Annotated in this window: 15 protein-coding genes, 1 tRNA gene and 2 pseudogenes; 11 read left to right on the plus strand and 7 right to left on the minus strand. The window is 43.4% G+C overall.

Annotated elements, in window-relative coordinates:
- Nucleotides 1–13: 13 nt before the first annotated feature.
- The 4 genes and pseudogenes from BT_RS05970 (at nucleotide 14) to BT_RS05985 (ending at nucleotide 6,678) form a co-directional block, all read left to right on the plus strand.
- The gene (locus tag BT_RS05970; RefSeq protein WP_008765896.1) at nucleotides 14–1,516 is read left to right on the plus strand and encodes a hypothetical protein; all 1,503 of its coding nucleotides are present in this window, start codon (nucleotides 14–16) and stop codon (nucleotides 1,514–1,516) included.
- Between the two features lie 37 nt (nucleotides 1,517–1,553).
- A pseudogene (locus BT_RS05975) lies at nucleotides 1,554–2,758 on the plus strand (glycosyltransferase family 2 protein).
- A 67-nt stretch (nucleotides 2,759–2,825) separates the two neighbouring features.
- A complete protein-coding gene (locus tag BT_RS05980; protein WP_008765898.1) occupies nucleotides 2,826–5,564 on the plus strand; it encodes a hybrid sensor histidine kinase/response regulator in 2,739 nt (912 codons plus the stop codon).
- 1 nt (nucleotide 5,565) lies between these two features.
- Nucleotides 5,566–6,678 (plus strand): endonuclease/exonuclease/phosphatase family protein, encoded by a 1,113-nt coding sequence (locus tag BT_RS05985; protein ID WP_008765899.1) that lies wholly within the window; start codon nucleotides 5,566–5,568, stop codon nucleotides 6,676–6,678.
- Between the two features lie 114 nt (nucleotides 6,679–6,792).
- Here BT_RS05985 and BT_RS05990 read toward each other — a convergent pair whose 3' ends face one another.
- Together BT_RS05990 and ettA are read right to left on the minus strand one after the other, a co-directional pair.
- On the minus strand, nucleotides 6,793–10,065 hold the full coding sequence (locus BT_RS05990; RefSeq protein WP_008765900.1) for a TonB-dependent receptor: 3,273 nt from the start codon (nucleotides 10,063–10,065) through the stop codon (nucleotides 6,793–6,795).
- A gap of 216 nt (nucleotides 10,066–10,281) precedes the next feature.
- A complete protein-coding gene (ettA, locus tag BT_RS05995) occupies nucleotides 10,282–11,970 on the minus strand; it encodes an energy-dependent translational throttle protein EttA (RefSeq protein WP_008763451.1) in 1,689 nt (562 codons plus the stop codon).
- Between the two features lie 122 nt (nucleotides 11,971–12,092).
- Between ettA and BT_RS06000 the strand changes: the two genes are divergently transcribed.
- The 3 genes and pseudogenes from BT_RS06000 (at nucleotide 12,093) to BT_RS06010 (ending at nucleotide 14,120) form a co-directional block, all read left to right on the plus strand.
- Nucleotides 12,093–12,165: transfer RNA gene (locus BT_RS06000), tRNA-Lys, on the plus strand.
- 332 nt (nucleotides 12,166–12,497) lie between these two features.
- Nucleotides 12,498–13,629, plus strand: a pseudogene (locus BT_RS24895) (GyrI-like domain-containing protein).
- A 20-nt stretch (nucleotides 13,630–13,649) separates the two neighbouring features.
- Nucleotides 13,650–14,120: a GyrI-like domain-containing protein gene (locus tag BT_RS06010; protein ID WP_011107647.1), complete on the plus strand. Its 471-nt coding sequence runs from the start codon at nucleotides 13,650–13,652 to the stop codon at nucleotides 14,118–14,120.
- A 112-nt stretch (nucleotides 14,121–14,232) separates the two neighbouring features.
- Here the strand turns inward: BT_RS06010 and rsgA are convergent, their stop codons facing one another.
- The 3 genes from rsgA to BT_RS06025 form a co-directional block, all read right to left on the minus strand.
- Nucleotides 14,233–15,300, minus strand: a complete 1,068-nt coding sequence (rsgA, locus tag BT_RS06015; protein WP_011107648.1) for a ribosome small subunit-dependent GTPase A — start codon at nucleotides 15,298–15,300, stop codon at nucleotides 14,233–14,235.
- A 283-nt stretch (nucleotides 15,301–15,583) separates the two neighbouring features.
- Entirely contained in the window at nucleotides 15,584–16,354 is a 771-nt protein-coding gene (locus tag BT_RS06020) for a hypothetical protein (RefSeq protein WP_008765904.1), read from the minus strand.
- Between the two features lie 81 nt (nucleotides 16,355–16,435).
- Nucleotides 16,436–17,827 carry a GDSL-type esterase/lipase family protein gene (locus tag BT_RS06025; RefSeq protein ID WP_008765905.1) on the minus strand — a complete coding sequence of 464 codons (1,392 nt, stop codon included), beginning with the start codon at nucleotides 17,825–17,827 and terminating at the stop codon, nucleotides 16,436–16,438.
- 91 nt (nucleotides 17,828–17,918) lie between these two features.
- Here BT_RS06025 and BT_RS06030 point away from each other — a divergent pair, with 91 nt between their 5' ends.
- The 3 genes from BT_RS06030 to mtgA all read left to right on the plus strand — a co-directional run bounded on the left by BT_RS06030 (nucleotide 17,919) and on the right by mtgA (nucleotide 20,860).
- On the plus strand, nucleotides 17,919–19,274 hold the full coding sequence (locus tag BT_RS06030; RefSeq protein ID WP_008763445.1) for an MATE family efflux transporter: 1,356 nt from the start codon (nucleotides 17,919–17,921) through the stop codon (nucleotides 19,272–19,274).
- 145 nt (nucleotides 19,275–19,419) lie between these two features.
- Nucleotides 19,420–20,136, plus strand: coding sequence for an OmpA family protein (locus BT_RS06035; protein WP_008765906.1), 717 nt, complete (start codon nucleotides 19,420–19,422; stop codon nucleotides 20,134–20,136).
- A complete protein-coding gene (gene mtgA / locus BT_RS06040) occupies nucleotides 20,114–20,860 on the plus strand; it encodes a monofunctional biosynthetic peptidoglycan transglycosylase (protein ID WP_011107650.1) in 747 nt (248 codons plus the stop codon). The genes BT_RS06035 and mtgA overlap by 23 nt, the downstream gene beginning before the upstream one ends.
- 84 nt (nucleotides 20,861–20,944) lie before the next feature.
- On the opposite strand, the gene BT_RS06045 is transcribed toward mtgA, so the two are convergent.
- Nucleotides 20,945–22,720, minus strand: a complete 1,776-nt coding sequence (locus BT_RS06045; RefSeq protein ID WP_008765908.1) for a pyruvate carboxylase subunit B — start codon at nucleotides 22,718–22,720, stop codon at nucleotides 20,945–20,947.
- Between the two features lie 209 nt (nucleotides 22,721–22,929).
- Nucleotides 22,930–23,433, minus strand: a complete 504-nt coding sequence (locus BT_RS06050; RefSeq protein ID WP_008763441.1) for an RNA polymerase sigma factor — start codon at nucleotides 23,431–23,433, stop codon at nucleotides 22,930–22,932.
- Between the two features lie 242 nt (nucleotides 23,434–23,675).
- Here BT_RS06050 and BT_RS06055 point away from each other — a divergent pair, with 242 nt between their 5' ends.
- A complete protein-coding gene (locus BT_RS06055; RefSeq protein WP_008763440.1) occupies nucleotides 23,676–24,236 on the plus strand; it encodes a LemA family protein in 561 nt (186 codons plus the stop codon).
- Nucleotides 24,237–24,246 lie beyond the last annotated feature (10 nt).

A 24,246-nucleotide genomic window follows, 5' to 3' on the forward strand; every position in this document is an offset into this window, starting at 1 on the left:
AATCATTATGGATATGGCAAAATATATAGTAAATATCATCTTAGTAACAGCTTGTCTTTTCACCTATACTTCCTGTATAAGAAAAATGAATCTATACGATGAGAATAGAAATACAGGACAAGACAATAACGAAAAAGATACAGATTCTACTCCCGTCTATATGTATCCTTTCGACAAAGAAACAGCAAACGTTACAGCAGAAATCATTATCCACACAAAAAAAGAAATACAGACCAAAGATATTAATGTCGAAATCCCTCATTTAAAATACAATAAGACATGGATGTTGATGCTAACACAAGACGACTGCATGCAGGCTGCTTTTTGCCGTACGTGGGCTGCAATAAACGGTAAACCGATCTCAAGTTCAATACCTTATCCTACTCCAACTCCCACTGATCAGAATATGAAACATCAATTATATTTTGACATCAAACATTTGCAAAAAGGGGATCTTCCCCCTACTATTATTTCCGCCAACCAATCTTTGGGATGTACAGACGGAGCAGGAAATGAAGTTCGGTTTGCTATTACTACCACTCTTGCCCCTGAAGAAAAATGGATGGATGCTGAAACAAACGTACTGCCGGGGTTTACTGCAAACTATTATCGTTTTTATATGAAATCCGGACTTATATGGGATAACATACGAGAGATGTTGAACTATGGAACAGGCATTGCCCTCCATGATGTAATGACAAAAGATGCTAATGATCCAATACAAATATTGGAACATTTTGATATTGCCCAAAACATTATTGTAGAGAAACTCACAGGAAGGGGATGTAAATTTCTTGCTGAACCCAATGGAAATAAAACATACGTAACTGCTGCTCTTCAATGTCCGGAAATTCAAACGATGACCGCACAAGCAGGAGCAATTACCCTATATCCGTATCAAGTGTCTGAAACTTTACAAAAATCTCTGATAGAACGGGAGTTTAACGATTCACCAGCATATTTTAAACAACAGATTACTGACCTGCTAAAATTACCCAAAGAAGAACGTAAAGCAATCTGCATAGGTGTTCATGGTACGGACAACAATTGGATCGACTTTTTATTATGGTTAAATAGTAATTATGGTAAAGATGGGGATGATTCGTTATGGTTTCCAAGCCAGGAAGAATATTATGAATATAACTATTATCGTTTAAACAGCCATATTAGTATAGCACAAATAGACGCAAGTTCTTTCAAATTAACAGTAAATTTACCGGGAGAAAAGTTCTTCTACTATCCTTCTACCACTATCAATTTGCCGGGAATTAGCATGTATGACATTGTTTCTATCGAAGGAAATGATGCATTGACCGGACTATCTTATGCTGACTACAAAGACGGTATCATGCTCAATATCGACTGTCGGAAATACCTGTTTGAACACGCCGAGAATTTCGTAAAACGATATGAGGCCAATCCTTCCGATGCTTCCAACAAAGCAGACGCCCTCTACTTTGTAAACATACTGAAAGAATCGGCTAAAAAAGAGGCACTAAAAAAACGACTTCAATAAGTAAATCAACAAACATCTATTAAACGAGAATATAGCTATGAACGAAACCCTCATCCTCGAAATCATCTTCTGGTCCGCCCTGTTCATGGTGTTCTACACCTATCTGGGCTACGGTATCGTCCTCTACGCCCTCGTCAAGCTGAAAGAGCTTTTCGTGAAACCCGTGAAACGGGTGCTGCCACCGGACAGTGACCTGCCGGAAGTAACCCTCTTCATCACCGCCTTCAACGAAGAAGACGTGGTGGACGAAAAGATGGAGAACAGCCTCGCCCTGGACTACCCTGCGGACAAACTCCGCATCGTCTGGGTGACGGACGGAAGCGATGACGGCACAAACGACCGTCTCCAAACTCGCTGGAACGGAAAAGCAACCGTCTACTTCCAGCCGAAACGGCAGGGAAAGACAGCCGCCATGACACGAGGAATGACACTCGTCCGGACCCCGCTTGTCGTCTTTACGGACGCCAACACGATGGTCAACAGCGAGGCAATCCATGAAATCGTACTGGCTTTTCAAAACCCGAAAGTAGGCTGCGTGGCAGGAGAAAAACGCATAGCCGTACAGACGAAAGACGGAGCAGCCGCCGGAGGCGAAGGCATCTACTGGAAATACGAATCGACACTGAAAGCGCTCGACTCCCGCCTCTACTCGGCTGTAGGCGCTGCCGGAGAACTGTTTGCCGTCCGCCGCGAACTCTTCGAACCGATGGAACCGGATACGTTGCTCGACGACTTCATCCTCTCTCTCCGCATCGCCATGAAAGGATACACCATCGCCTACTGCACCAATGCCTACGCCATCGAAAGCGGATCGGCAGATATGGGTGAAGAGGAAAAACGAAAAGTGCGCATCGCTGCCGGAGGGTTACAGTCGATCTGGCGTCTGCGCCCGTTGCTGAATCCTTTCCATTACGGAATCCTGAGTTTTCAGTACACGTCGCACCGGGTATTGCGCTGGTCTGTCACTCCATTCCTGCTGTTTGCGCTGTTGCCACTGAATATAGTCGTTTTGCTATTGGGCGAATCTCCCCTGTTTTATGGCACCCTGCTGGGGTTACAGATTCTTTTCTACGGAATGGGATACTGGGGATATTACCTCTCTACCAGACAAATAAAGAATAAAGTACTGTTTATTCCCTATTATTTCTTATTCATGAACGTGAATGTGCTCAAAGGAATCGGCTATCTGAAAAGAAAAAAGGAAGCGGCGCCTGGGAAAAAGCAAAACGTGCCGAAAAATAAGAACAGAGAATCAAATATTTTGCTATCTTTGCATGAAACAGAATCTTATAAATCTAATCGGACAAGCATGAACAGAACATTACATGAGGCAGATAATGCGCAAAGAATACTGAAGTTGACCGCCGACACCATGCTATTAGTCGATAGAAATGGCATTTGCATTGATATTGATATTCATAGCAATTTATGGTTTTTACAAGAAGAGAGGCTTTTAGGAAAAAATATATTCGAACGTATGCCCGAGCATACCCGTGAGAAGGTTTACAGCACCTTCCAGACCGTGCTTCGGGAACAGCGAAGCATCAGCAAGAACTACAAGCTGGAACTGGAGGATAATACCTATTATTTCAAGTGTATCATGTATCCTTACGATGACATGGTGCTCTGCCAATATCGGGACATCACCCAGCGAAGCAACGTGAAACGCCAGCTGGAACAGGTAAACCGAAATCTGAGGGAGATACAGAAAGTGGCTCAGATCGGACAGTGGATGTACAACACCCGCGACAATGTCTTCCATTACATGGGCTACACCGGAGTATTGTGCGAGGAATCTTCCAGAAGTATCTCTCTGGAGAAATATCAGGAATTTATCGTCGAAGAAGACCGCCTGAGCTTCACCAGCTGGTGCCGGAAGAATGAGGAAGGACTCAACGAAGAAAGTATCAGCTATCGGGTCCGTGTCGCCGGAGAGATTTACTATATGCGCCTTCAGGCTTATCTGCGAGACGAACTACCGAACGGCAGCTGCAACATCGAAGGTTACATCCAGAACATCACCGACATACAGCGTCGCAGAAACGACATCAACACGCTGACGCACGCCATCAACAACGCAAAGGAGAGCATCTTCGCCGCCAAAGAGGACGGTACGCTGATCTTCGCCAACCGCCAGTTCCTCCACAACCACGGCATCCCGGAAAGTGAGGAGATCGGCAAACTGAAAATCTATGAAATCGCCGGCGATATGAACACGCAGGAAGACTGGCATGAACGCTGCAAGGATATCCTGCACGGAGGAAGCAGAAGTTTCGTCGCCCATCATCCTTCGAAGGTCAGCAAGAATATATTGGCTTACGAGGGAATCATGTACAACGTCACCAATGACTCCGGTGAAGAAAGTTACTGGTCATTCTCCCACGACATATCCGAGCGACTGCACTACGAAGCGCAAATCAAACGACTCAACCTGATCATGGATACTACCATCGACAACCTCCCCGCCGGAATTGTCGTCAAGGAGATCAACAACGATTTCCGATATATCTACCGCAACCGGGAATCGTACAACCGGAATCTGTGCATCGGCGAATCTATCGGCAAGAATGACTTCGACTACTATCCCCCCGAAGTGGCAGAAAAGAAAAGGGAGGAAGATACACTAGTTGCCACCACCGGACGGGGACTGCACTGGACAACCGAAGGGAAAGACAAAAACGGAAACGAGATCATCCTCGACAAACGGAAAATACGGGTGGACGGAGACGAACTTTCCTCCCCCATCATCGTCAGCATCGAATGGGACATCACGGAGCTGGAAAAAATCAAACGGGAACTTCAGACATCCAAAGAGAAAGCCGAAATGTCGGACAAACTGAAGTCTGCTTTCCTCGCCAACATGAGTCATGAAATACGCACACCTCTGAATGCCATCGTCGGCTTCTCACATCTGATAGCCGAAAGTGAAAATAAGGAAGAACGTAAAACATTTTATGAGATCGTCGAAGCCAACAACGAACGTCTGCTGCAACTGATCAACGAAATTCTTGATCTTTCGAAGATCGAATCGGGCATTATCGAGTTCACCAGCGCACCGATAAATATCAACAGTCTGTGTAAAGAAGTACATGACGCTCACGTATTTCGCACGCCGCAAGGGGTACAACTGATCTACGAGCCATCCGAAAACGGACTGGTGATAGAGACTGACAAGAACCGGGTGTTCCAGGTGTTCTCGAATCTGATAGGTAACGCATTCAAATTCACGAAAGCAGGCAGCATTAGTTACGGATATAAACTGGTAGGTAATCAGATCGTTTTCCACGTGACTGATACCGGTACGGGCATCGAACCGGAGAAGATAGGACGTGTGTTCGAACGTTTCGCCAAGTTGAACAACTATGCGCAGGGGACGGGGCTCGGACTGTCTATCTGTAAAACAATTGTCGAACGGCTGGGAGGTGAAATCTCCGTTTCTTCGGTGGTAGGTCAAGGGACGACTTTCACGTTCACCCTGCCTTACGAGTCGGAACAATCGACCGAAAATACGAAGGAGGAAAAACGGCAGGAAGGGAATGCAAATGAAAATCCGACCGGCACGGGTTCGATGAAGATTGACCCGGCTTCTACGGAGACGCCAGCAGAAACGTCTGTCAAGGAGGATTCCGAAAAGACTTCCGGAAGTACGGACGATGATAGTTCCGGTAGTATTTCCGCCAATGCCTCTCCAAGCCAGCGGACTATTCTGATAGCGGAAGATGAGGACAGTAACTTCGACTTGCTGAAGGCTATTCTTGGAAGAAAGTACAGGCTTATACGTGCACGGGACGGTATGGAGGCCGTTACCTCATACGATGAAGCGAAGCCTGACCTTATTCTGATGGATATCAAAATGCCTAATCTCGACGGTCTGGAGGCTACGAAGATCATTCGTGAGCTTTCTCATACTGTGCCCATTATCGCACAAAGTGCTTATGCTTATCAACAGGATCAGATAGCTGCAATGGATGCCGGATGCAGCGACTTCATCGCCAAGCCGATCTCTCAAGCGAAGCTCAAGGATATGATTAATAAATGGTTACCATAAAATGAAAGCCTTATATAGATTACTTTACTACCTGTCTATCCTGCTGACGAGCATTCTGGCAGGTTTCACATTAGCCGGAGCCTTCGCCGGAGATGCTTCGCCGGGCGGCTTTAAGCTGATGCCCTTTATCGGATTGGTTCTGCCGATGCTTTTGCTGGCTAATGTCGTCTCTGCCATCTATTGGACGGTTCGCTGGCGATGCTGGGTTTTCATTCCTTTAATCGCCATACTGGGAAATTTGGGGTATCTGACCCGTGTCCTCCAGTCCCCGCTTTTCGATTCGGCTTCCCAACCGAATACTGAATCTCTGAAGAAAAACGAAAGGGCCACCGAATCAGCACTGACTATTGCCACCTATAACGTTAACAGCTTTAATCACGAGCACACAGGTTTCTCATGCAAGGAAATCGCTGCTTACATGAAGGAGCTCGGTGTAGATATCTTCTGTTTTCAAGAGTTTGGGATCAATCATGAATTTGGTACTGACAGTCTTCGCACCGTTCTTTCCGAATGGCCGTATTACTATGTACCTTCTTCTCCTGCCGGAGAGAGTCTTTTGCAACTGGCTGTGTTCAGCCGTTATCCTATCAAGGAGAAGCAGCTCGTCACCTACCCAAATTCCAACAACTGCAGCCTGTGGTGTGATATCGACATTAACGGCCAAACAATCCGTCTGTTCAACAATCATCTGCAGACTACGGAAGTCAGCCGCAACAAGCGCAAACTGGAAAAAGAACTTCGTGCAGACGATACCGACCGTGCGGAACGTGCCGCTCTCACCCTTGCCGATGGTCTGCATGAGAACTTCAAGAAACGTGCCGCACAAGCTGAACATATCAATCAATTGATTTCCGATTCTCCCTATCCCACCCTGGTATGCGGTGACTTCAACTCTCTCCCTTCTTCATATGTATATCAAACTGTAAAAGGAGAAAAGATGAATGATGGCTTTCAGACCTGCGGACATGGGTATATGTACACTTTCCGATATTTCAAGCATCTGCTGAGAATCGACTATATCCTCCATTCGTCTGAGTTTCAAGGGGTAGATTACTTCTCTCCGGATTTGGAGTATAGTGATCATAATCCGGTGGTGATGAGAATGAGGTTATAAACCTTACGCTGTATATCACTATATAGAAAGGCTACAAAAAAGCCAGTTAACTCATTATGAATTAACTGGCTTCCCATTAAAATAAAATCCTTCTTTTTAATTTTAAAACTTGTATTAGAAAGTAACTTTTACTCCTAATTGCATAGACCATGCACTACCAATGGTATTGGTATATTGCCATGATGATCTTTCTTTAAAAGCTTCACGTGAATTAGCATTTATCTGGTAAGTCAAGGGTTCACCAACTTTGCTAGCAGTTTTTAATAACTGTACATTGTCATAACTCTTGAGACCACAAGATTGATATGCTCCCCATTTTGAATTAATCATATTTCCTACATTCAGCATATCAAGGCTAACCTGTATTCCATATTTACGCCCACCTAAAGTTGCATAAAAATCCTGAGCAATTTTAAAATCAAAGCGATTAATCCAAGGTGTTAAAGATCCATTACGTTCCACATATTTTCCCTTACGATCTTTAAGATAAGAATCATTGTTCACAAAATCCCAAAAATCTTTAGCTTGATCTACAGCAGAATAAGTAATAGCACCACTTTTATCTGTAATATCAACAAAGGTCATTTCATCCTGAGAGTTAGGCACGTATATTAAATCCGAATAATTGCCATCACCATTCATATCATTATAATATGTATAGGAATAACGTCCTGTATGATATCCTGAATAAAATAACGAGAATGTTGTCTTTAAGCATTTAGCATAATTAATTTCATAAGAAGCATTAGCAATAATACGATGGGGCGTAGAAAATAAAGAATAAGATACTCCAGGATCATTCAATGAATTTACTGCCACATTATTTTGCCATGCTGAATTAGGTGCTGACCCAGGATTTGCAGTCAGATCTTTAGCCATTGTATAAGTATAGCCGATAGACCCTGTAAAACCAAAATCGTATTTCTTTGTCAAAATAGCATTAAAAGAATATTGATATCCTTTATCTTCTCCATTAGAAAGTTTTACTACTACATTCTTACCATTAGTATAATCATTATACTCGTATTTTTTTGAAGCCCAATAAATACGATCCGGTTGTTCATTATACACACCCGTAGGCTCAGCCTCATTCATATTGATCTGCGCAACATTATAAATATCTCTTGTATACATTGCTCCAACAGATAACATAAAATCATACGGCAGTTGAATATCCACATTCAAATTACTACGCCAAACTTGCGGCATCTTAAACTTAGGATCTACATATGCTATAACATCAGGTGCTTGCTCTGAAGGTGTAGAAGGAAATAAACTGGGATATTTCTGCAGAGTTTCTCTATAATTAGGATTAAAACCAAAGTCAGCAGGTAAAGAGCCCGGATTTTTTTGTGTATTATACTCTACCATATTTTGGTATAAGCCCGAATTACTTGGTTGATTAGTGAACCATACAAAAGGTAACAATCCAGTAAAGATTCCTGTACCTCCTGATACAATTACGGAGCGATCACCTTTTACATCCCAATTAAAACCGACTCTTGGCGAAAACAAGACTTGCGTCTTCGGCCACTTAGAAATATCGACATGAGTATTATTTACAAAAGCTAATTCCTCTATTGACTTGTTAGAATCCAATGAATTCATATATATTGGCATATCCAGACGTAAGCCATAAGTCAAACGAAAATTAGGAGTAAGAGACCATACGTCTTGGGCATACACACCAGCCATTCCGAATGTCAACTCAGAACCTGGAGCATCATTACCATTATACCCATATGTAATACCATAAATGGTAGGTACTTTTCCCTGCATAAAATCATCCATTGAATCATAACGATAATATCCGTAAGGGCCTCTCAAATAAGAGTTTTTAAAATATTGGCGTTCAAAAGAAACGCCAGCAAGCAATTCATGTTTTCCTAATGATATACTCACATTATCAACAAGACTAAATACATTATTGATAACCTGATTATTAGGAGTAAACACTTCTGTACCTAAAGTTATATATTGCTTTCCGTCCTTATATATATCGACAAAAGGAAAATCAGAGCCTTTCTGCTCGCGTGTATCACTAATATGAGTATATGTGGCTAACAGTTTATTCTGAACATTATTCGAGAAACGACTATTTAACTCGCCTGTTATCGATGTTACTACGTTTTTCATCTTATAGTTTGAATTACCAAAAGAAAAGGCATCCAAACCATAACGATTAGAATTAGTACTAGTTATAATAGTGGACTTAGCGCTTACTTCTCTGTCATCTTCTGAGGAAACAGAATTAAAACGCACTGTCAACTTATGGTTCTGATGTATATTCCAATCAATACGAGCCATTAACTTCCAATTATCACTTTGGAAATTATTGAAGTTCTCATACTGTCCGGGGTCATAATCATATTTAGTTTTAACAAAGTCACTGATAGTACGCATATCACCCACCCAAGTACGTGAGATACGTTTTCCGCTATCCCCTGTTCCATTTTGATCTTGATTAGGAAGCCAAGTTACCCCCGGAGTTTCCTTATTTTCAATTTCAGCATTCAAGAAGAAGAAAAGCTTATTCTTAATGATTGGACCTCCAAAAGTTACACCATATGAATGAGAGTTGTATTCTTTTGCTTTAAGAATATCCTCACCGTCAATAGAGCTCCCTGCAAATCCTCTTGGTTTATGATAGGTATATGCAGTACCCGAAAATGAGTTTGTTCCACTTTTTGTTACAGCATTAATAGAAGCACCTGTGAAGTTGGAATATTTAACATCGTAAGGAGAGACATTTACAGTAATCTCATCGATTGCATCTAAAGATATGGGTTGAGAATCTCCTCCAGGTAAATTATTAGAACTTAATCCGAAACTATTATTAAACGAAGCACCATCAATCGTTATATTGTTATAACGTCCATCACGCCCCGCAAAAGAACTGCTTCCACCTGCATAAGGAGAGAGCTTTGTGAAATCTGTTATACTTCTGTTAATAGTAGGTAAAGTGTTCATCTGACGTTCACTTACATTAGTAACAGTACCTATTTTTTCGATAGTTTTTGGTGCTGTTACTACTACTTCATCCAACAACTCTGAACTTTCTTTCAAAGAAACATTCAATACGTAGTTTTCTCCTAATGACAACTGGATGCCCTTGTAAATGGCTGACTGATAGCCGACATAGGTGATTTCGACTTTGTAAGGACCGCCTGTACGCATACCTTGCAGATTGAATTGCCCACTGACATTGGTCACTGTACCATAGCGGGTACCGGAGGGCTCGTGAATAGCAACGATCGTTGCTCCAATAATAGGTTCATCTTGTGCTGTTACTTTACCACTCATACTTGCTGTGGTAACTTGCGCACTCATCGTAGCAGTAATCAGTAACATTACGACCACTAAAAAAGACCGCATTCTCTTCAACATAATGTAATTTATTAGTTAATACTAATTGTTTGTTTCATTGAAACTGTGCACAAAGATAATTAATATTATTTAGACTTAGATGACAATTATGCTACATTCTTTTAAGAGAGATAAACATTTTATTGCTTTCGAAAACAATAAAGGCCCTGCAATGTTTGCAGAGCCTTTCACTTTCGTATATTAAGTGAGATTTAACTTGTAATCTGTCAGCAAATACTAGTCAGTCATTAGGTTTCTATAACGAACACGCTTCGGCTCTTCATTGCCTAGACGCTTCAATTTGTTTTCCTCATATTCTGAATAGGAACCTTCAAAGTAGAATACATTAGAGTCTCCTTCAAAAGCGAGGATATGCGTACAGATACGATCAAGGAACCAACGGTCGTGAGAGATGACTACCGCACACCCTGCAAAGTCTTCCAAACCTTCCTCCAAAGCACGAAGGGTGTTCACGTCAATGTCATTGGTCGGCTCATCGAGCAGCAGAACGTTACCTTCTTCTTTCAGAGCGATCGCCAGATGCAGACGGTTTCTTTCACCACCGGAAAGAACACCACAAAGTTTTTCCTGATCGGCACCGGCAAAGTTGAAACGGGACAGGTACGCACGTGCATTGATATCACGTCCACCCATACGGATCAAATCATTACCACCGGAGATTACCTGATAGACGCTCTTGTTCGGGTCAATGTCTTTATGCTGCTGGTCTACATAGGATACCTTTACGGTCTCTCCTACTTCAAACTCACCTTTATCTACCGTTTCCAATCCCATAATCAGACGGAAAAGAGTTGTTTTTCCTGCACCGTTAGGACCGATGACACCGACAATACCGTTAGGAGGAAGCATAAAGTTCAGATCATCGAACAGCAGTTTGTCGCCGTATGCCTTCGCTACGTGTTTTGCCTCGATTACCTTATTACCCAGACGGGGACCATTCGGGATAAAGATTTCCAGCTTCTCTTCTTTCTCCTTCAAGTCTTCATTCAGCAACTTGTCGTATGAATTAAGACGGGCTTTTCCTTTCGCCTGACGAGCTTTCGGAGCCATGCGCACCCATTCCAACTCACGTTCCAGTGTTTTACGACGCTTGCTGGCGGTCTTTTCTTCCATTTCCATCCGTTTGGTCTTCTGTTCCAGCCAGGATGAGTAGTTTCCCTTCCAAGGGATACCTTCGCCACGGTCGAGTTCGAGAATCCATCCGGCAACGTGATCAAGGAAGTAACGGTCGTGAGTTACGGCGATAACTGTACCTTCGTATTGCTGCAAATGTTGTTCCAGCCAGTCGATAGATTCAGCATCCAAGTGGTTGGTAGGCTCATCGAGCAACAGGATGTCCGGTTTCTGCAACAACAAACGGCAAAGAGCGACACGACGGCGTTCACCTCCGGAGAGATTCACCACCGGCTGATCTTCGGGCGGACAACGGAGCGCATCCATCGCACGTTCCAGTTTACTGTCCAGATTCCATGCATCAGTTGCGTCGATGATATCTTGCAATTCTCCCTGACGGGCGAAAAGTATATCCATCTTGTCCTGATCTTCATAATACTCGGGCAAACCGAATTTCTGATTGATTTCTTCGTATTCTGCCAGTGCGTCAACGATCGGTTGCACACCTTCCATTACTACTTCTTTTACTGTCTTTGTGTCGTCCAGATAAGGTTCTTGTGCCAAATAGCCCACAGAATATCCCGGAGAGAAGACCACTTCTCCCTGATAGGATTTCTCCAGCCCCGCGATAATCTTCAATAAGGTAGATTTACCGGAACCGTTCAGACCGATAATACCAATCTTCGCTCCATAGAAGAACGACAGGTAAATGTCTTTCAGTACATTTTTATTTGGTTGGAAAGCTTTGCTCACTCCCACCATTGAGAAGATGATTTTTTTATCGTCAGCCATATATTAATGATTGTATATTGTTGATAATGGCACAAAGATAAGAAAAATGTTTGAAATGCTTTGGAGTTCTAAAAAAATGTTCTACCTTTGCACCCGCAATTCGAAAGAAAGCATAAAGGATTGATTCAGTAGCTCAGCAGGTAGAGCACAACACTTTTAATGTTGGGGTCCTGGGTTCGAGCCCCAGCTGGATCACGGAGTAAAAAACCTCTGATAATCATTGATTATCAGAGGTTTTTTTATTAATATACACAGAACATAGATATAAGACTCTACATAAAGCCCAAAACATATCCAATATCGAATCGATGACAAACAGACCTACACCAAACAATCGGCTCATAGAATGATAAACTTCTTTTTCCAGTTATTGTTTCCATCTTTACCTTATATATTATAAAAGCGCGGCAAAGATACAACTTTAAGAAATAGCGGAAATGAACATTTGTTAATAAAAAGATGGCTATTCCGGACAACTGTTTACTGAAAAAATAGCTTATTTTTGCAAAGAATGCAAGATTAGTCAAATGGTTGAATCAGAAATAAATAAAAGATATTGCCAAAGCTGCGGAATGCCGCTCCGCTTCGACGTGGAGGAATATTTAGGCACCAACTCTGACGGTTCGAGGAGTGATGAGTTTTGTTATTACTGCCTGAAGGATGGGAAATACATTGTTGATATATCCATGTGGGAAATGATCGACATCTGGATAAAATATACAGATAAATATAATGAATACGCAGACACGGACTATTCTCCGAAAGAGCTGAGGGAGATACTGGACAAACGCCTTCCCACACTGAACAGATGGCGGCAAAAGCAAGAGACAAGCAGCCTTCATCATAAGATGATTCAGAACATAATAGTGTACATCAACGGTCATCTGACGGAGGTACTGAATACCGACACGCTGAGTTCGATGAGCGGACTGTCCAAATTTCATTTCAGAAGAGTGTTCCGCACCGCTACCGGAGAGAATATCGGCAGTTACATACAGCGTTTGCGCATGGAACACGTTGCACATCTGCTGATCTCTACGGACTATACGCTAAAGCAAATCATAGAAAACGAGTTATCAGACTAAATACAGTATCGCCAAAGCTTTTAAGAAACATTTTGGTATATCAACTTCTCAATACAGAGAGAAGCACAGACCGAACGGTGAAAATCCGGCAACAAACATAAAACCGGAGATAAAAGTGATCAGCCCGATAAAGATATTCTGCATCGAAGTGGGTGAAGCGTATAAAAACAAACTAAAATACAGATTACTTTGGAATAAACTACTGCATCATGCCGAACAGTATGAAGCAGACCCACGATATGACAAGTTTATCAGCCTTAGCATGGACGATCCGTCGATTACGCCTACGGAGAAGTGCCGGTTCTATCTAGGCATCACCCTTCGCGATGATACTAAAGCGAGACCGGTACCGGGAATCATGCAAATTCCCGGAGGGCGATATGCCGTGTTCAGACATACGGGGAGCTATTCTTCTTTACACAAAGTGTACAGGAGCATTTATGAGGAATGGTTTCCGAAAAGTAAATACCATCCCCAAAGCACATTCAGCTTTGAGATGTATATGAATCATCCGTCCACCACGGAAACGTCGGAATTACTAACAGAAATATATATACCGGTCATACGGAAATAATCACCATTAAAACAGAATCTATGGCAAAGATATCAGAAATCATGCTTTTACAGCAGCCGGAACAGCCCGCTTTGGCTATTGAAGTACAAACCTACATGAAAGGTATGTCACAGGCTATCGGAGAGAATTTTGTAAGAATAGACTCTTTATTCAAGAAACAGGGAGAAGTAACCACGGATATCCCCTTCGTAGAGTACCCCGACTTCGAAAGCCTGACCGAAGATCGTATAAAAATGATTATCGGACTGAAATCTTCGAAACCTTTACAAGGTGACGAAAAAATACAATCTGTCATCCTCCCCGCCAGAAGAATAGTCGTATGTCTGCACAGAGGAAATTACAATGAACTGGCACAGCTGTACAATGAGATGACCGAATGGATAAAAACAAATGGCTACAAGGCCTCGGGAACATCAATAGAGTATTATTACAGCAATCCGGATGTACCCGAAGAGGAACATGTCACAAGAGTTGAAATGCCTTTACTCTAAAAGCAAGAGAATAGTTGCCGTAAACTCTTACCAAACAATAAGAAGCAGAGAAGCCGTCATACAGTATCACCTTGTCTGATAAAGTACCGGCATTCCCTGCTTCAATAGTTCTTTAGAAATTAGCCTTGCGTTTCTTCACTTCTTCTACGAGTTTCGTAAAGGATTTCTCCTTTTTACGTTTTTCATGTTCGGAAGCGGAGAAGTGCCATGCTTCTCGTCTGAGTTTCAGATAACTCTCATATACCTTATGATCTAACGTACCATTATGTACCGCCTCTAAAACAGCACAACCCGGCTCGTCGATATGTTTACAATCGCTGAAACGGCATGATTCCGCATAGTCGGATATTTCAAACATTTCGGTGAGCGAATCGGGATTGTCAATCGCCAAACCAAATTCCCGAACACCCGGAGTGTCGATTAAAACACCTGAGCCATCCATCAATACCATTTCCCGACGAGTCGAAGTATGCCGCCCCTTCCCTGTAGACAGGCTTATATCAGAAGTATTCAATACCGATTTCCCGCAAAGGGCATTCACCAAAGAACTCTTGCCGACACCCGAAGAGCCGACAAACACAACTGTTTCGCCTTTTGTTATGGATTCCCGCAACCGAAGAATCGTTTGAGGTTGACGAATACTTGTGATAAATACAGGAAACTGACGGGCAATGTGTTTGATCGCTTCATCTATTTTCTGTCTGTCACAACCTAAATCGGCTTTATTGAGCACTAATACCGGTTTGATTTTTTCTTCCATTACCTGGGCAATGAAACGTTCCGCCCTGCGAACATTGAAATTATCATCAAGGCTTTGCACAATAAATGCCTTATCGACGTAAGAAGCAATGGCCTGCCGGTCGGCTACCCTTCCGTTCTTCTTTCGATACAACGCCCGTTCACGGGGCAATATATCAACTATAATCCCTTTGTTTGCATCGAATGGCTGAAAAATCACCCAATCGCCCGTACAAGGATATTCATCAGGCACTCTGCCATAAATCATATTTCCTGTTAACTCGCACAAATATACACCATCCTCTGCAACTACTTCATAACAGGTTTTATGTGTCACGATGATTCGTCCATGAGACATATCTTTATATTGTGAGATTTGTTTTTGCCGGAATAGATTATCACTCCAACCATATAATGACAGATTATTATTTTCGTTACTCATTATTTTAATGTATATAGCATACACGTAAAAGCACAACAATGCTTTCGCTATTGTATGCGGGTATAAAAACTAAAGTTATATAATATAGGAAAATCACTTCCGGAAAGATTATCCGAAAGTATGGAAGTTCGAATCTGTTAAAGTGAACAGATTCTTATCAGACCAAATCCGATGTAATAAATGATGAGTTAAACATCCACTAGTTTTAATGAAACATTATAATTTTAATGCGTCAAAGATATGAGAAATAAATAACAGAGCCAAATGAATGATGAAATATGTGTCAAAAGCCAATGGATACGCGGCCTGACGTTTCCATTTTCCATTCTCTTGATTTTTTGTCGTACTGGTATTCCGCACCGACACTTACTTCCGTATTCTTTTTCACATCGACCGAGATAGAGGCTCCTACCCCTGTATGTGGAAATAACGGATTATAAGCCGGAGGAGGTGTATTTCCCCCCATAAAATATTGTCCCCAGACATTTAACCGGACATTTCTGACTAAAGAATAACGCATTCTCGTATATATTCCCGCTATATCTTGCCTCGCTATAGGCAAAGCCAAATAGAATTGCCGACTCAAGTCCCCTCCCGCTTCAACGAAAAATCTTTGAGAAGGAATCCAGCGTATTCCGGCATTTACCGCTACATATTGCCCCAATCCCAGATAAGTCTTTTGTTCTGCACTCCCAATAAAGGAAAGTTGTCCATTCATAGAATGCTGACGAAAATTATAAAAATCCGTCAATGTCGGATTACTTTCCAGCAATGCCGGAAAATCGTAAGAATAGGGAGATAAGCCCGATGCAGGACTTGAAGGTGTCAGACCGTATGTCTGCATGGACTTATCATCTGTTGCGAGCTTTTTAGCCTCTATATCCGGTAACTTCGGTTCTATGTTTTTTGCTTCGGGCAACTGCCGTCCGCTCACTTCCGCGGAGCTATTTTTCTTTTGCACATCTATTTTATTCTCCTTTTCTATAGTTTGAGAAAAGGCAGTAGCAACACAAGCAAAAGACACAAAAACAAAGACAGCAACTGTTCTAATCATAATATTCTCCTTTCTTTTATCAGGGGCTATATTATTAATACAATTATCCGGTTAAAAGCTCAATGATCGGTAACATATTTTTTATTTTAAAGTAGAGATAGATTGATAGACAGCTTTTGCCATTACCTGCGCTCCCTTTTCGTTCGGATGAATACGGTCCGGAAAGAGTTCGGGCATTCCGTCCATAGCAGTATGGAGGTCTATAACAGACAGGTCGTTTTTCTTGGCGAGCTTCTTGATCATCGGAATGATTTCTTTAGAGATAATATCATCGTTGATGCCGTCACCTGTCAGATAAGCTTTGGAAGGATAGCAGAGATAAATCTTCGGCTGTGAAGGAAGACCTTTGAAAGCGTCGATCATGGTCTGCGCATCTTTCATGAAGTCTGCTTTGTATTTCCAGTTGAATGATTTGCTGTCGTTTGTACCAAGTTTGATAACGACGATATTAGGATTAAAAGCTAACGCATTCTTATAAGCAGGTTCGTTCATATAAGGATGATCTCCTTTGTTCAGCATGGTACGGGCGCTCACTCCGAAGTTTTTCACCCAGTAGCTGTCGCCCAGCATACGGGCCAGTACGGAAGGATAGCTGTCGCGGCTGCGATTTCTTATTCCTGCTCCGAACGTAATACTGTTGCCGATGCAAGCCACACGGACGGCATCTTTGCGAGGAGCCTTGAAACTACGCAACCAAGAAGTCAGTTCGTTCTGCATTTCACTCTTGTAGAGGAAATCTTCACGGATTCCCCAACCGTGTCCGCCTGTAGGATAAATATGGAGAACGGAAGGAACACCTTTCTTATTTAAAGCCAGATAATAGTTGACTCCGTTGGCAGGAGGAACTACCTTGTCATCATCGCTATAAACAATGAAAGCACGGGGAGTCTCTTTGGTCACTTGCTTCTCGTTGGAGAATTCTTTTTCCAGATCGGCAGAAGCGTCCTTGCCCAACAGATTGTCATGAGAGCCCATGTGAGTGAAAGATTTGTCCATCGTGATCACCGGATAGAAGAGAATCTGGAAGTTGGGACGAAGTGCTTCAGGCGCATGTGTAGCGATGGTCGAAGCTAGATGGCCTCCGGCAGAAGACCCCATGATACCAATATCATTCGGATTCAGATTCCATACGTCAGCGCTGTCACGTACCATTTTCATGGCTGCTTCGGCGTCGGAGATCGGGAGGGTGCGGTCGCCTTTCGGCATCCGGTATTTGAGAACAATCAATGCAATTCCTTGTTTGTTGAAATACGGCGCCCAGTCATACCCTTCGTGATTGACCGCCAAGCCGGAGTATCCCCCACCCGGACAGGCTACCACAGCACGACCTGTCGCCAGTTCCGGTGCCGGCAGGAAAACACGAAGAGAAGGCTGTTCAATATCAAATGGTTTTGGCGTACTTTGTGCCGAGACTTGCAGTCCTGTCAATAGCAGGACCAGCAATACAAAAAGAGAAGAGAATTTCTGTTTCATAGTATCTGTATACTTTGATTAATGAATATTTGATGTGCGAAGATAGTAATTTTATGTATCTTTGCGCCTCCTTTTAAATAGAAAAAATGATATGCAAGGAATTAAGAATCTGACACACGGCCCTATCAACCGCCAACTTTTCAATCTGGCGATGCCTATCATGGCAACGTCGTTTATACAGATGGCATACAGCCTTACAGATATGGCATGGGTGGGACGACTGGGCAGTGAGGCAGTCGCCGCCATCGGTTCGGTAGGAATCCTGACGTGGATGTCCGGTTCTATCTCCTTATTAAATAAGGTAGGGTCCGAAGTCAGCGTAGGTCAATCCATCGGCGCGCAGAATCAGGAAGATGCACGCCAGTTCGCTTCACACAATATCACGATTGCTCTGATCATTTCGATCTGCTGGGGCGGACTGCTGTTCATGTTCGCAAGCCCCATTATCCGCATCTATGAACTAGAAGAGCACATCACAGCCAATGCCATCGAATACCTGCGGATTATTTCCACCGCATTGCCGTTCATATTCCTGTCCGCTGCCTTCACAGGTATCTATAATGCAGCGGGACGAAGCAAAATTCCATTCTATATCAGTGGGACGGGACTGATTATGAATATCATTCTCGACCCTCTGTTTATCTTCGGCTTCGGTCTGGGAACAAACGGTGCCGCCTACGCTACATGGCTCTCGCAGGCAACGGTTTTCGCCATCTTCATCTACCAGCTGCGTTTCCGCAAAGACGCCCTGCTCGGTGGTTTCCCCTTCTTCTCCCGACTGAAGAAAAAGTACACGCGGCGTATTCTGAAACTAGGCCTGCCCGTAGCTACCCTAAACACACTGTTCGCCTTCGTCAATATGTTCCTCTGCCGTACCGCATCCGAACAGGGCGGACACATCGGACTGATGACTTTCACCACCGGCGGACAGATAGAAGCCATCACCTGGAATACCTCCCAAGGTTTCTCCACCGCACTCAGCGCCTTTATTGCCCAGAACTTCGCCGCCGGACGAATAGAACGGGTACTGAAAGCCTGGCACACCACCCTATGGATGACGGGAATCTTCGGGACTTTCTGCACGCTGCTGTTTGTCTTTTACGGCAATGAGGTCTTTTCGATCTTTGTCCCCGAACAGGCGGCTTACGAAGCCGGAGGTGTATTTCTGCGTATCGACGGATATTCGCAGCTGTTTATGATGCTCGAAATCACAATGCAGGGAGTGTTCTACGGCATCGGGCGTACCGTGCCTCCTGCCATTGTCAGCATCGTATGCAACTATATGCGTATTCCGCTTGCCATCCTGTTTGTACGGATGGGCATGGGAGTAGAAGGTATCTGGTGGGCAGTATGCGTCACAACGATTGCCAAAGGGCTGATTCTCCTGGGATGGTTCACCATGATCAGGAAAAAATGCTTAAATCTGCCTTCCGTGTCAACAAGGTAGCCGTGTCGTTTGTTATTTTACATATACAAAGATCATCCGGAGTTATTTTAACCTAAAAAGTATGACCTTGGCAAATAATATGTATCTTTGCGTTGTTAATTTATTAAAGTATTATTTTATAAACCTATTTAAAAAACATTGCATTATGAACAAGATGAAATGGATGGTTCTCTTCATGAGTATAACCATGATATTCAGTGGCTGCGCAAGCATGAACAATACGGGCAAAGGTGCCGCAATCGGCGGTGGTTCGGGTGCTGCATTGGGTGCTATCCTCGGCGGTGTTATCGGTAAAGGCAAGGGTGCTGCCATCGGTGCGGCTATCGGTACTGCAGTAGGTGCAGGAACAGGTGCCCTTATCGGAAAGAAGATGGATAAAGCGGCAGCAGAAGCAAAACAAATTGAAGGCGCACAAGTAGAGCAGATAACTGACAACAACGGATTGCAGGCAGTAAAAGTTACATTCGATTCAGGTATTCTTTTCACTACCGGTAATGCGACTCTGAGTGCTGCTGCCAAGTCTGCATTGAGCAAGTTCGCCAACAACGTACTCAACCAGAACAGAGACATGGACGTATCCATCTACGGATATACCGACAATCAGGGCTGGAGAAACAGTACCGCCGAACAAAGCCGTCAGAAGAATCTGAACTTGTCACAGGAACGTGCACAGAGTGTAGCCAGCTACCTGTTAAACTGCGGCGTTTCTTCCAATCAGATTAAAGGTGTGCAGGGAATGGGCGAAAGCGATCCTATCGCCAGCAACGACACAGCTGCCGGAAGAGAACAGAATCGTCGTGTAGAAGTTTACATGTACGCAAGTGAGCAGATGATTAAAGATGCACAGGCCGCTTCCAATTAAAAAAATATTGCGTTATGCGCGCAACCTGCTGATTTTCTTCTTTGCATCTACCATTCTGGCTGTGATCGTCTACCGCTTTATGCCGGTGTATGTCACTCCGCTGATGGTCATCCGAAGTGTACAGCAGCTTGCGTCAGGAGATAAACCCACGTGGAAACACACGTGGGTTTCTTTTGATAAGATATCTCCTCACCTGCCGATGGCGGTCATCGCCTCCGAAGACAACCGCTTTGCCGAACACAACGGATTCGATTTCATCGAGATAGAGAAAGCGATGAAGGAGAACGAGAAACGGAAACGGAAGCGCGGAGCAAGTACCATCAGCCAGCAGACAGCCAAGAATGTGTTCCTGTGGCCGCAATCGTCTTGGGTACGCAAAGGTTTCGAAGTTTATTTCACCTTTCTGATAGAGTTATTCTGGTCGAAAGAACGGATTATGGAGGTATATCTCAACTCTATCGAAATGGGAAAAGGGATTTATGGCGCACAGGCTACCGCAAAGTATAAATTCAACACAACAGCTGCCAAGTTGAGCTCAGGACAGTGCGCACTGATTGCCGCTACGCTCCCTAACCCGATACGGTTTAACTCTGCGAAGCCTTCGGCTTACCTATTGAAACGACAAAAACAGATATTGCGATTAATGAATCTGGTTCCTAAGTTTCCGCCTGTAGAGAAGAAGGCGGTCGATAAGAAAGACACCAGGAAGAAGAAAAAGAAATAAAGCAATCCCTTTATCACAGTCTATTTCATCAAGAAACAAGACAAGGATAAAGGGATTTCTTTTTTCCGTTATTTAAGATACAGACTATGCCGGTTCCTCACACCTCTCGATATACGCCAATGGTTCGCCTTTATCTACCAATGCTCCCTGCTTGGCACATACTTCGATCACACGACCGCTAAAATTCGCCAACACCTTATCATATGTATGCCAAGGAGTAGCAATGTAGCAGAACACATCGTCCGGGTCATATTTATGTCCCACTTCGGGCGGCATAGAAGGCGATTCCACATCAATCTCCCAAATGATCTGACCTTTCTCCATTGCCGTCACCGGTTCGGCCTTGGCACGTTTCATCCGTTTCACTTCTTCTTCGGAGAATCCCTGTTTTGCCAATGCGGCATCTTTGGCACGCTGCAAATCATCTTCGAAACGTTTCTTGGCAATACCCGATTTATAATCCCGATATTGGCGGTCGTGCATTGCCAGTTCGAAGAGTTCTTCATCATCCTGTCCGAAGTCCCAGCCGTTTTCTGTCATTTCCTTACGATACTCGTCCAGCTGATCCGGATAGTTCTTCTGCGGGTCTTCGTCCGTAAATTCGTATCCTTTTTCTTTTGCCAGTGCGATAATCTCCGGAGCAAGTGCACCGGGCAAACGACCACTCTTACCCAGAATCATATCCCAGGTATGGTTGTCGATCATCGTCCAACGCTCCTCTCCCTTGATCAGAGACATCACATTCATCAATGCCACATTCTTCACATATTGGCTGAACGGAGTCACCAATGGAGGATAGCCGAGTTTCGGCCACACATATTCCACCTCGTCAAACAGCATCACGAGCAAATCGTCGATACTCAGTTCCGGTTCGTTCTTACCTCTCAATATCAGATTGATGCCGGAATGTACTCCTTTCAGATCGGCCATCATAGAACCCATCATACCTCCGGGAAGTCCGCATTTCAAGAGCAAAGAAGACATATGCTTGTTGGTAGGGTCCATAAAATAACCCAGAAAATCGTCAATGAACTCCTGTGTCATGGCACGGGCTTTCATGTAGGCTTTCATATTAATCTCCGGTACCTGAAATCCCGCGTCTTTCAGCATAGCCTGCACAGAGATAACGTCCGGATGAACTTTCCCCCACGAAATCGGCTCCATTGCGACATCAATAATATCCGCGCCATTCTCACAAACTTCGAGGATAGAAGCCATCGAAAGCCCCGGTCCGCTATGTCCGTGATATTGGATGATGATTTCGGGATGCCGTTCCTTGATTGCTTTCGTCAGACGTCCCAGCATTTCGGGGCGACCGACACCTGCCATATCTTTCAGACAGATTTCCGGTGCGCCAGCTTCTATCAGACGCTCGGCGATGGCGGTATAATATTCTACGGTATGCACGGGCGAGAACGTAATACATAACGTTGCCTGCGGAATCATCCCCGCTTCGAGGGCATAATGAATGGAAGGAATAATATTTCTGACTTCATTCAAGCCGCAAAAGATACGGGTGATATCCACTCCCTGCGCATGTTTCACTTTATACATTAACCGACGCACATCTGCCGGAACGGGATACATTCGAAGACCATTCAGACCACGGTCGAGCATATGAGTTTGTATGCTGGCTTCGTGGAAAGGTTTCGTGAAAGCCCGGACGGCTTTGTTCGGGTTCTCGCCATACAGTAGGTTGACTTGTTCGAACGCGCCTCCGTTGGTTTCTACACGGGAGAAACAACCCATTTCGATAATTAACGGAGCAATTCTTACTAACTGATCGGCACGCGGTTGATACTTGCCGGACGACTGCCACATATCCCGATAAACGAGACTGAATTTGATTTCCTTTTTCATTGCCGTAAATAGATGAGATTTATATTACTTAGGTTAACTAGTTGATACAAATATATTGAGTTTTCTGACATAATAACAAATATAGAGAGAATAAGTTGGGGTATAAAGATATGTTTAATATCATATTGTCACAAAATCAAAGGAGCAAGCGAGTTTTTACTCGTTGCTCCTTACCAGAATTAATTGTTTGACTAATGTGTTATCCCTATTTATACAAAATCTTTCAACTCTTGTTGCAAACGTTGGCGTGTGAAGAAAATGCGGCTCTTCACCGTTCCGAGGGGTAGGTCCAGTTTCTCAGCGATCTCACGGTATTTAAAACCGGATACGTGCATTGAAAATGGTACTTTATATTCCTTCGGCAGCGCGTTGACGATGCGGTGCATCTCTTTCAAGTCATAAGCGCCTTCCGTACTTTCAAATCCTGAGTCTTGGGGGAGATTCAAATGATACAGATTGTCGGTCTGATCTACGAATGTCTGGTCACGTACTATTTTACGGTAGTTATTAATAAAGATGTTACGCATGATCGTGTACATCCATCCTTTGAAATTTGTATCGGGAACATATTTCTCCTCGTTATCCAAGGCCTTTAATGATGTTTCTTGCAATAAATCATTTGCTTCTTCACGATTGGCAGTTAATTTATAAGCAAAACGAAGCAACTCTTCCTGAACTCCAATTAAATCTTTTCTGAAACTTAAACTTTTCATACTTTAAGGGTTTTACGGTTAATATTTCGTTTCTTTCTTGACGTTTGCAAGTTTAAAGGTATTTTATGAGTCGAACAGGGGGAAATTCGTCATTTCTTAGGGGGTGAAACTGTCAAATGATAGATTTTAGGTGCTTTTTGATAGTTTTTAGGTGGTTTAGGACGTTTTTTATTCTCTTCTTCTTGTTTGGCAATACAAAATAACTTACTTTTGGGTAGTATTATTAACTTAAAGTAAAAGACATGACTATACTTATTATCGTAGGAATAATCGTACTGTTGGGAATCATTTTTGCTTCCATGTACAACTCATTGGTGAGACTGAGAAATAACCGTGAAAATGCTTTTGCAGACATCGACGTGCAGCTGAAACAGCGCCACGACCTTATCCCGCAACTGGTGGATACCGTGAAAGGATATGCCGCACACGAAAAAGATACCCTCGAACGGGTGATTCAGGCACGTAACGGTGCAGTCAGCGCCAAGACAATCGACGAAAAGATAGCAGCAGAGAATCAATTATCTTCCGCTTTATCGGGATTGAAAATCACGTTGGAGGCTTATCCCGACCTGAAAGCAAACCAGAATTTCCTGCAACTGCAAGAAGAAGTATCCGATGTAGAGAATAAATTGGCTGCTGTACGCCGTTACTTTAACTCGGCTACGAAGGAATATAATAATGCGGTTCAGACATTCCCGTCCAATATCATAGCAGGTATGGCAGGTTTCCGCAGAGAAATCATGTTCGACCTGGGTACCAACGAACGTGCGAATCTGGAACAGGCACCGAAGATCAGTTTCTAAAAACGAGCAC

Origin of the sequence: Bacteroides thetaiotaomicron VPI-5482 (assembly GCF_000011065.1) — a bacterium.
Lineage (GTDB): Bacteria > Bacteroidota > Bacteroidia > Bacteroidales > Bacteroidaceae > Bacteroides > Bacteroides thetaiotaomicron.

Excerpts from the sequence above, each read along its gene's own strand:
- rsgA (WP_011107648.1), bottom strand. The coding sequence starts at position 15,300 with ATGAGTAACGAAAATAATAATCTGTCATTATATGGTTGGAGTGATAAT.
- BT_RS06050 (WP_008763441.1), bottom strand. The coding sequence starts at position 23,433 with ATGAAAAGTTTAAGTTTCAGAAAAGATTTAATTGGAGTTCAGGAAGAG.
- BT_RS06030 (WP_008763445.1), top strand. The coding sequence starts at position 17,919 with ATGCAAGGAATTAAGAATCTGACACACGGCCCTATCAACCGCCAACTT.
- BT_RS05980 (WP_008765898.1), top strand. The coding sequence starts at position 2,826 with ATGAACAGAACATTACATGAGGCAGATAATGCGCAAAGAATACTGAAG.
- ettA (WP_008763451.1), bottom strand. The coding sequence starts at position 11,970 with ATGGCTGACGATAAAAAAATCATCTTCTCAATGGTGGGAGTGAGCAAA.
- BT_RS06025 (WP_008765905.1), bottom strand. The coding sequence starts at position 17,827 with ATGAAACAGAAATTCTCTTCTCTTTTTGTATTGCTGGTCCTGCTATTG.
- BT_RS05990 (WP_008765900.1), bottom strand. The coding sequence starts at position 10,065 with ATGTTGAAGAGAATGCGGTCTTTTTTAGTGGTCGTAATGTTACTGATT.
- BT_RS05970 (WP_008765896.1), top strand. The coding sequence starts at position 14 with ATGGCAAAATATATAGTAAATATCATCTTAGTAACAGCTTGTCTTTTC.
- BT_RS06020 (WP_008765904.1), bottom strand. The coding sequence starts at position 16,354 with ATGATTAGAACAGTTGCTGTCTTTGTTTTTGTGTCTTTTGCTTGTGTT.
- BT_RS06045 (WP_008765908.1), bottom strand. The coding sequence starts at position 22,720 with ATGAAAAAGGAAATCAAATTCAGTCTCGTTTATCGGGATATGTGGCAG.
- mtgA (WP_011107650.1), top strand. The coding sequence starts at position 20,114 with ATGCACAGGCCGCTTCCAATTAAAAAAATATTGCGTTATGCGCGCAAC.
- BT_RS06055 (WP_008763440.1), top strand. The coding sequence starts at position 23,676 with ATGACTATACTTATTATCGTAGGAATAATCGTACTGTTGGGAATCATT.
- BT_RS06035 (WP_008765906.1), top strand. The coding sequence starts at position 19,420 with ATGAACAAGATGAAATGGATGGTTCTCTTCATGAGTATAACCATGATA.
- BT_RS06010 (WP_011107647.1), top strand. The coding sequence starts at position 13,650 with ATGGCAAAGATATCAGAAATCATGCTTTTACAGCAGCCGGAACAGCCC.
- BT_RS05985 (WP_008765899.1), top strand. The coding sequence starts at position 5,566 with ATGAAAGCCTTATATAGATTACTTTACTACCTGTCTATCCTGCTGACG.